We start from the raw sequence: 9,246 nt of genomic DNA, 5'->3' as shown, positions 1-9,246 counted from the left end.
CCGAGCACGTGTAGGTGACCCCGTTCTCGCGAGCCACCCGCTCGGGGTCGGCGAACAGGTCGAAGCTGTGCACGCGGTGGTAGTGCCAGCCGAGCCGCCGCAGGACGGTCGGCCGCAGCCGCAGGGCGTCGCGCAGGCTCTGCTCACCGCCGGAGAGGTCGAGATCCACCGCGATCGCGCGCTCGCCGAGCGAGGCCGCGAGCGGAATCGCACCTCGGTAGTCGAGCTCGACGTTCAGGCCGAGCGCCTCGAGGCGATCCGCGAGCTCGCCGAGCATCGGATCCCGCTCCGACGGCAGCGCCGCCGGTGCCGGCTCGGGATGCTCGAGCGCGAGGAGTTCCGAGAGCTCGATCATCCCGTACTTGATGCGCGTCGCGTCGAGGTCGTCGGGCCGGAAGCAGCTGACGATGGTCATCGCGCGGCGCGCGCGCGTCATCGCCGTCGCGATCAGGCGTTCGCCGCCCGGCCTCCCCAGCGACCCGAAGTTCGAGAGCACCCGCCCATGGGGGGTGCGGCCGTAGCCGACGGAGAAGATGACCCGGTCGCGGCTCTGCGCCATCGCCTGCTCGAGCGTCAGCACCGCGAACGGTTCCGCCCGGTCGCCGAGCAGGAAGTCCCGGTACTGCGGGAACTTGGAGAAGGCGCGAAGCACGGCCTGGTAGCTGCGCACCGCGTGCCGCTCGCTCGCCGTGATGACCATGAGGGACTCGCGCGGCCGCTCGCTCGCGTGCTCGAGCACCAGCTGCACCACGCGTTCCAGCTCGGCGTCGGTGCTCTCGACCGCGCCCGTGTGCGGGTCGGGCAGTCCCTGCCCGTTCGCGACGAAGTCGAGCGTGAGGCTCGAGTGCCCGAGGAACGTCCCCGCCCAGGGCAGCGACACGATCTCGCCGTCGTAGAAGCGGGTGTTCACGAGGTTCGTGAGATCCTCGCCACCGGCGCGGTAGCTGTGCGTGAGGGCGAGCTCCGGCAGCACCGATCGCAGCTGCGCGAATGCGGACCGCGCGTGCAGGGTCTCGCCGTCGACGACGGGGGCCGACTCCTCGCTCGGGATGCGGACCGCGATGTCGAAGGCCGACGGCGTCTGCGTCACCGTGTCGCCGAACGCGACGACCTGCGCCGAGCGCCGGATCGCGCCCACGTTCTCGACCAGGGTCGTGGCGCCGGCGTCGAGCAGCACCGTGGTGTCGAAACGCAGCGCGTCGGGCAGCTGCGCGACCTCGTACGGCGAGCACACCCAGACCGGAGCGAGCACGCCCATGAGGCCTGGCGCGTGCTTCGCGAGCAGCGCGAGCGGGGCGTCTCCCCCGCGCAGCAGCTCGCGGAGCGCGATCGCCTCCTGCTTCGCATCGAGCACCGACACTCGCCAGGCGTCGGCGAGCTTGGCGGCGAGCTGCGGCCCGCCCGCACCCGCATGGGCGTCGTCGACGACCCGGAAGTCCGCCTCGAGCCGCTCCACCACTCCGGTGTTGGCGCTGAGCAGCGCCTGGTTGGTCTGCAGCATCCGCTCGAGCGCCGACTGCCACCAGGCCTGCTCGAGCTCGTTCGCGACGTGCTCGGCCGGCACGTGCCTGGACGAGAGATCCGCGAGCAGGGGCTCGAGGTGGGCGGCGCGCAGACGCTCCACGATCGTGGTGCGCTCCTGGATGTTGTGCAGCACCTCGCTCTCGCGCGCGAGGTCGATGGTTCGGCGGGCCAGCTGCACGAGCGGCAACGCCCGCATCTTCTGGGTCTCGTGCTCGTGACCGAGCACGAGATCGAGCTTCTCGAGGTCCTGGTAGGCGGCCTGGTAGGCAGACACGACGTCGGAGATGCCGAGCGGCACCTCCGGCCGAGCACCGACGACGGTCGAGTAGCGCTGCCAGAGGACGCGCTGCTGCTGGATCTGCACCAGGCGGGCGTACATATCGCTGATGTGCACGCCCGGACGCACGTATTCGCGGGCGAGCTTGCGCAGCCGCTTGCGGTTGCCGCTCGACATCTCCTCGCCGCCGCGCGGCGCATGGGCCGCGATCACCTCGGTGAGCGAGCGGTCGTAGACCTCGGGGGTGAAGCGGTCGAGGGTCTCGCGGATCCCCATCAGCAGCCGCAGGTAGACGCCGAGCTCGGCGATCGTCTCGTAGGGGCGCAGCGTCGTCTGCTCGATGATCTCGTTCGCCATCGAGACGAGTCGCGGCAGCTCGGTCTCGGCGAGATCCACAGCGAGCGTGTACGCGACGCGTGCCGCCTCCGTGGTGTCGAAGCTCACTCCGTACCAGGGCGAATCCTCGGGGCCGTACTGGAACTGGCCGAGCCGCGCCGCCTCGGTGATGTCCTCGGCGACGCTGCTGCGGTCGAGGGTGAGATGCCCGAGCGCGTGGTCGTCGAGCCGCACCGTAGTACTCGGCGGAGTCGGGAGCAGCGCGAGCCGTGTCAGCTCGCGCAGCGCCTCGAGCGGCGAGACCGCGAAGCGTTCGTCGGGCTGCGTCAACGCGTCCTGATAGTCGATGAGTACGCCGCGGAGACGCAGCAGCGCGTCGTCGACGTCGCGCATCCGGCTGGCCGTGGCGGACTCGTTGCGGCTGATCGCCTCGACGAGGTTGCGTCGCAGCAATCTCGGGGTCACCGCGAGCCCCGCGAGCCCGACCCGGTTCAGCCGGTGGGAGATACCGTCGATCGTCGCGCGACGCGGCGAGACCACGAGCACGCGCTTGCCGGATCCCACGAGCGCGCCGATCGCGTTGACGGCGGTCTGGGTGCCACCCGTGCCGGGCAGAGTGCGCACCACGACGGAATGCCCGGCGTCGATCTGGGCGAGCACGTCGTCCTGCTCCGCGTCGGCGTCGTAGAGCGCCCGATCCGTCTCGGGCGAGCGCTCGTTCGGGCTGGGCGCCGTGACCGGGCGATAGCTCCGGTCGAGCTGCTCCTTCGCGACCTCGCTGCCACAGACAGCCGAGAGCACCGGGGTGTCGAGATCCTTCGCGTCGACCAGCATCTGGCGGGAGACGCTCATGAACGACGAGGCGACGAGGCGCGGCTGCACCACAAAACCGGGGACACCCACCACCATCTGACGGAGACGGTCGATCACGGGCTGGGGCTTGAAGACGCCCTCGGCCTGCGACAGCTCGAGCAAGGAGCGCGCATCGATCGCGATCCCGAACTGCTCACGCAGCGTGGTGAGCAGCTCCGGGTTCACGCTCGGGCGCTTCTTGAGCTTCAGCTCGAAGTCGCGGCCGTAGCGCCGGATCGCGAGCGGGCGGAGCAGCACCGGGGCTGTGAAGTCCTCGCCCTCGAAGCTCCAACTGGCGAGCCCGATGCCGAGATGCACGGTTTCGAGCCCGCGCACGGTGCGCATCTCGACCGCCTTGTCGGTGACGCGCGCGGCCGCGAGCCGGGCCTGACGCAGGGCGAGATCATCGCGGATCAGTGCCGAGAGCAGGATCTTCTGGCCGGTGATGAACTGGGGCAGGCCGGCGGGGTGCGCATTCGAGAGCTCGATCCGCGTGCTCGCATGATCTTCGAAGTGAGTCAGCGGGCTGCGGCCGCCGATCGAGGCGAGCTGCCGCCGCCATTCCTCGTGCTCGAGAGCGAACGGGTCGACAGTACCGATGGGGCCGGTGAGGTGATCTTCGACCGGAGCGGACAAAGGCTCGGGGAACTTGGCTCGCGCGTTCGGCGGGGCGGCTGCCCGCGGCGGCGCGGTCTCGTCCTCGGAGGTCACGTCATCCCCCGGGGCTTCGCCTGATCTCCGGCGTCGGTCCACACTCCACACACGGCCAGATTACGGGCGGAGCGTGAGATTCCGCGGAGGTTCCCCGGTGTTTTGCGGCCGCCCGGCGCCGAGCGGCCGCGCCGGGCCGGGCGGAGCGTGTGCGCGATCATTGTCCGCGTCCACGCTCCGCCGAGCGGTTAGGGCGTGTCCGCCTCGGCCGGGATCGGGGTAGCGACCTCGGAGGTGCCGCGCGCCTTCCCGACCCACGCCATCACGTGGTAGACGACGACGGCGGCGATCGTGCCGAGCGCGATGCCGTTGAACACCACGTCGCCGATCGTCAGGCTGAAGTCGGCGATGCCGACGATCAGCGCGATCGCCGCGGGGAACTGGTTGATGGGCTTCGAGAAGTCGACGCCGTGATCGATCCAGATCTTCACGCCGATCAGGGCGATCAATCCGTAGAGCGCCACCGTCACGCCGCCGAGCACGCCGGCGGGAACGGAGAAGATGAGCGCACCGATCTTCGGCGAGAATCCCAGCAGGATCGCGATGATGCCGGCCACCCAGTAGGCGGCGGTCGAGTAGACGCGGGTCGCGGCCATGACACCGATGTTCTCGCCGTAGGTGGTGGTCGCGGATCCGCCGCCGAGGCCGGCGAGCACGGTCGCGACGCCGTCGGCGAGCAGCGCCCGGCCGGTCTTGGGGTCGAGATCGCGATCGATCATCAGGCCGACGCTCTTGATATGGCCGACGTTCTCGGCGACGAGGACCAGGACGACCGGGAGGAACGCCGGCAGCAGGCCCCACAGGCTCGGATCGGAGAAGGGGTTCCCGGGGAGATGGAAGGCGGGCAGCCCGACCCAGTCGGCCGAGGCCACGCCCGAGAAGTCGACGATGCCCATCAGCGCGGCGGCGATGTACCCGACGACCATGCCGAGCACGATCGAGAGGCGCCCGATCAGGCCGCGGAACAGGACCGTGATCAGGATGATCGCGGCGATCGTGATGACCGCCGCTGTCGAGTGGAGTCCCTGGTCGACGGCCGGGTTGCTCTGCGGATTGCCGAGCCAGTTGTTCTTCACGGCCGGAGCGAGATTGAAGCCGATCAGGGCGACGATCGCGCCCATCACGACGGGCGGCATGAGCGCGTTGATCCAGCCCGTGCCGGTCTTCTGCACGAGCAGGCCGACGAGCGCGAGCAGGATGCCCATCACCAGGATGCCGAACGAGGCGCGGGCGAGGCCCTCCGGCGAGGCGGCCTCCCCCGGTCCGACGCCGGTAGCCACCCAGATGGGTGCGAGGAAGGCGAACGAGGATCCGAGGTAGCTGGGCAGCCGGTTGCCCGTCAGGAGCAGGAAGATGAGCGTACCGAGGCCTGAGAAGAAGAGGGTGGCCGTCGGGCTGAACCCCGTGAGCAGCGGCACGAGGAACGTGGCGCCGAACATGGCGACGACGTGCTGGGCGCCGAAGCCGATCGTCTTGGGCCAGCTCAGCCGTTCCTCGGGCAGAACGATGGCGTCGGATGCGACGCCCTTTCCATCACCGTGCAGTTTCCATGTCTGGGTCATGCGCGCTCCTCTGCGTACATACGGGGCCCGCTCTGCGGGCGCACTGGGTACGACTCTAGTGGCCTGACGGCGATGCCGTCATCCCGTGCGCCCGCACAGCGAATGCCGCTCGAGCGGCAGCGGAAGCGTCCTGCTGGATCGCCGACTCGATCGCCGGCTGCTCCGTCGTCGGTTCAGTCGCCGGCGGCGAGGTAGACCTTGCGGATGTGATCCGCCACGATCCACCGGGTGCGCGTGCCGGCGGTGAGCCGCATCACGTCCCCCGCCTTCACCTCTACGACCCGTCCCTCATCCAGCAGCTCGATCGTGGCGCCGCCCGAGATCACGACGAAGAGCTCGTCGACCTCGGTGTCGCGCACCGCGCCGTCGCGGAGTTCCCAGATCCCGGCCTCGCAGCCGCCCAGCGCCCCGAGCTCGAGCACGCCCTGGCGGGGCGAGCCAGAGTCGACCTCATCGAACGGAACGGGAGCGAGCTCGACGATCGCTCCACGGGCGTGCACGACGCCGTTCGCGCCCTCCGGCAGCAACTCGTTCATCACGGTTCCCCTTCGTCTCGCGTGCCGGCCCGACTAGGAGTCGAAGCCCAGCCCCAGCGCGTCCAGCGTCTTGAGCAGGAGGTTGCGCTTGCCACGGTTGTGATCGGCGCGGTTCAGCGCCCAACGGGTCAGGTTGATGCCGATGGACGCGGCAGGCTCTGGCGGGAACGGCAGCGGCACCTCCCGCACCATCTCGAGCTCGGTGCGCTCGGTCGTGCGGCCGGCGAAGCGGTCGACGATCACATCGGCAGCGAAGTGGGTGGCGCCGACTCCGAGGCCGGTGAACCCGGCGACGTACTGCACCCGACCGTCGAACGCCTGACCCCAGAAGGCGCAGAAGCGGGTCGACGTGTCGATGACGCCCGCCCAGCGGTGCGTGAACTTCACCCCGGCCAGCTGCGGGAACGTGGTGAAGAAGTGCTCCGCGAGCTTGCGGTGCGTCTCCATCCGGTCCTCGTGCTCGGGCTTGATCCGCCCGCCCGCGAAGTACACCGCATCGTAGCCGCCCCACAGGATCCGATTGTCCTTCGTGAGCCGCGAGTAGTGGAACTGGTTCGCGTTGTCGGCGAGACCCTCGCGCCCCTCCCAGCCGATCGACGCCATCTGCTCGTCGGTCAGCGGTTCGGTCATCAGCACGTAGTCGTAGACCGGCACGGTGTGGAAGGTGTAGCGCTTCAGCAGCGAAGGGAACACGTTGGTGCACAGTGCGACGCGGTTCGCCCAGACCGTACCGCCCCCGGTCTCGAGCTCGATCGGCTCGTCGCTGCGGCCGCCGAGCCGGGTGACCCGGGTCTGCTCGAAGATCTCGACGCCGATGGAGGCGGCGTGGCGCGCCAGCTCGGCGCACAGTTTCGCCGGGTGCAGGTTCGCGTTCTCGCGCGGCGAGAAGACGCTGCCGAGGAAGGTCTGCGAGTTGATCCGGGCGCGCGTCTGCTCGGCGTCGAGCACGAGGTGCTCGTCGTCGGATTCGCCGAGCTCCTCGGCCTGATACGGCTCGTTCGCGACCGACAGCACGCCGGTGCGTTCGAAGTCGGCGTCGATGCCGTGCTCGGTGATGAAGCGCTCCATGGCGTCGAGGTTCTCGTGGCCGATACGAGCGAGCGACTCGACCTCATCGGGCCAGCGCGCCTCGGCGTTCGGTTCGCCGTGCGTGATGCTCGCCTCGCAGAAGCCTCCGTTGCGGCCCGACGCGGCCCAGCCGACGCGCTTGCCCTCGAGCAGCACGACGCGGCGATCGGGGTGCTCGGTCTTCAGCTTGATCGCGGTCCAGAGACCTGCGAATCCGCCGCCCACGACGGCGTAGTCGGCGGTGAGGTCGGTCTCGAGCGCCGGATAGCGGGCCGCGCTCCCCTCGACGTCATCGATCCAGAAGCAGCTGTGCTTCGTCTCGGCGAGGGAGTCGTCGACGATCCTCGCGGCCGGTCGTTGTCTTTCGAAAACCGTGGTTTCCATTACGTATCAATGTGCTCTCGTGTGTGTGGTTTCGTGGACGCGTGCCGGATCGCCTACGCGGCGGGCGGTTTCATGATGAGGCCCGTCGCCAACCCGAGGGTCAGCCCGACGAGCACGGCCCACCAGGATTCGGAGAGCCAGCCGATGCCTGCGCCCACGACGGCACCGACGGCCAACCCGAGAAGAACCTGTTTGCGACGGGCTCCGGGGGTCGGCTGATCCGATGGCTTGCTCACTCTCCCAGCCTACGGGGTGCGCAGCCGCGAGTCTCCCGCGAGTCCGAATTCCGAGTGCAACGATTCAGCTCATCGTGCGCTGAATCTTCGAGGTTCCCCGGACGCGCGCCGCGCCGGCCGCGATCAGGAGCGGCTCGATCCGGTCGAGCAGGCCCTCGTCGGCACCGGGGATCAACTCGGCCTCCCACTCGCGCCACTGCTGGCGCCTGCCGGTCAGCTCGTTCGTCGCGTCGACGCGGTCGTCGGCCAATTCGATCACCTCGACGCCATCCACCGCAGTCACCCGTACCGTCGTGCGCTCCGTGCGCAACCGCCCGATCACGTCGAGGCGACGGGCCCCGTCCGCGCCGATCCGACGCTCGAGCTCGGCGCGCAGGCCCTGGGGCATCTCCTCGGCGGGCGGCCAGAGCAGCTCCCGCGCGCCCTCGGCACCCTTCTCCTTCAGGTGCCAGCCCTCGTCCTTGCCGCCTGCCCGCATCCGCACCGCCACGCGCTGCGCGGCGAGTGCACCGTCGGGTGTGTCGAAGTAGCGGGCCTCGAGCCGGTGATGCTCCGGTTCCGCGAGGCGCAGCCCCAGCGCTGCGAAGTCCTCCGCCGCGGGCAGGGCCGCCCCGTCCTCGACCTCGTACTTGCGCTCGATCTCGAGCGACTCGACGGGGCTCGCGACTGCGCTCGTGACCGCGGCCACGCTCTCGCCGGATGCCACGTCGGCTTCCTCGCGCGCCGGGTCCGCACTGCCTGCCGCCTCCGAGTCGCCCGCTCTGCGCCGGCCGGCGGACCAGACGATGCCCGCGCCCGCGACCACCACGAGCACGATGCCCGCGAGCGCCGGCAGCGTGAGAGACTGACCCAGCCAGAGCGCACCCACGAGGGTGCCGATCATCGGATCGAACGCGAAGAGCACGCCGATGACGCGCGCCGAGGCGAAGCGCCCGGCGAGCGTGTCCACGGTGAAGGCGAGCGCGGTGCCGAGCAGGGCCGAGAGCACCAGCGGCAGCCAGTGGGCCGGTTCCATGCGTGGCATCGCCGGGGCCGCGAAGGGCAGGGTGAGGATCGCGGCGACCGCGACGGAGAGCGCCATGCTCTGCATCCCGCCCTCGCTCTTGCCGATGTGCGCGGCGAGCACGGTGTAGAGGGCGAAGGCCGCCCCGGCACCGGCGCCGAACACGAGACCGAGCGCATCGACCGGGCCGCCGAGGCCGGCGATGAGCACCACCCCCGCGAAGGCGAGCAATGCGAGCAGGCCCTCGCGCAGGCGCCGCGACAACGCGAGCGCGACGACGCAGGGCCCGAGGAAGTCGAGCGTGGTGGCGATGCCCAGCGGGATCCGGTCTATCGCGAGGTACAGGAGGATGTTGCTGGCCGCCATCGCGACGCCGTAGAGCACGATCCCGGCCCATTCGCCACGGCTCCGCCCGCGAAGCCGCGGGCGGAAGATGAGAAGCACCAGGACGGCGGCGATCGTCATCCGGGCCGAACTGGTGCCGATCGCGCCGACGGTGTCGAAGAGACCGTAGGCGAGCGCGGACGAGATCTGGACGCCGATGCTGCCGATGAGCACGAGCACCACGGCACGGATGGTGGAGGTGCGGGTCGCCGTGCGTATCGCGCTACGGGACGAGCGTTGCGATGCGGGATCTGGCATCCCTTCAGGTTATCGCGCAATACACTGACCGCATGACCAGCGGAGACCCCGTCGCGGGCGGATGGGCGGATCGCGCCGCGCGCGCGGCCGCCGCGGCCGTGGAGGCGCTGCGCAC

Annotated in this window: 6 protein-coding genes; all 6 read right to left on the bottom strand. The window is 70.1% G+C overall.

Annotation, left to right across the window (positions count from 1 at the left end; genetic code table 11):
- A partial coding sequence (locus ACFPZL_RS07305) for an AAA family ATPase (RefSeq protein WP_382334981.1) occupies window positions 1–3,700 on the bottom strand: 3,700 nt, incomplete at its 3' end.
- Between the two features lie 188 nt (window positions 3,701–3,888).
- Entirely contained in the window at window positions 3,889–5,262 is a 1,374-nt protein-coding gene (locus tag ACFPZL_RS07300; protein WP_218115974.1) for a uracil-xanthine permease family protein, read from the bottom strand.
- Window positions 5,263–5,435: 173 nt separating this feature from the next.
- Window positions 5,436–5,798 (bottom strand): cupin domain-containing protein, encoded by a 363-nt coding sequence (locus tag ACFPZL_RS07295; RefSeq protein ID WP_218115975.1) that lies wholly within the window; start codon window positions 5,796–5,798, stop codon window positions 5,436–5,438.
- A gap of 33 nt (window positions 5,799–5,831) precedes the next feature.
- Window positions 5,832–7,250 carry an NAD(P)/FAD-dependent oxidoreductase gene (locus ACFPZL_RS07290; RefSeq protein ID WP_218115976.1) on the bottom strand — a complete coding sequence of 473 codons (1,419 nt, stop codon included), beginning with the start codon at window positions 7,248–7,250 and terminating at the stop codon, window positions 5,832–5,834.
- 53 nt (window positions 7,251–7,303) lie between these two features.
- A complete protein-coding gene (locus ACFPZL_RS07285; RefSeq protein WP_218115977.1) occupies window positions 7,304–7,486 on the bottom strand; it encodes an HPP family protein in 183 nt (60 codons plus the stop codon).
- Window positions 7,487–7,550: 64 nt separating this feature from the next.
- Window positions 7,551–9,131, bottom strand: coding sequence for an EamA family transporter (locus tag ACFPZL_RS07280; protein ID WP_218115978.1), 1,581 nt, complete (start codon window positions 9,129–9,131; stop codon window positions 7,551–7,553).
- Window positions 9,132–9,246: the final 115 nt, after the last annotated feature.

Source organism: Leucobacter soli (assembly GCF_042659205.1).
Classification (GTDB): domain Bacteria; phylum Actinomycetota; class Actinomycetes; order Actinomycetales; family Microbacteriaceae; genus Leucobacter; species Leucobacter soli.
The sequence above is the reverse complement of the archived record's forward strand: the minus strand, read 5'-3'. Positions and strand labels throughout refer to the sequence as shown.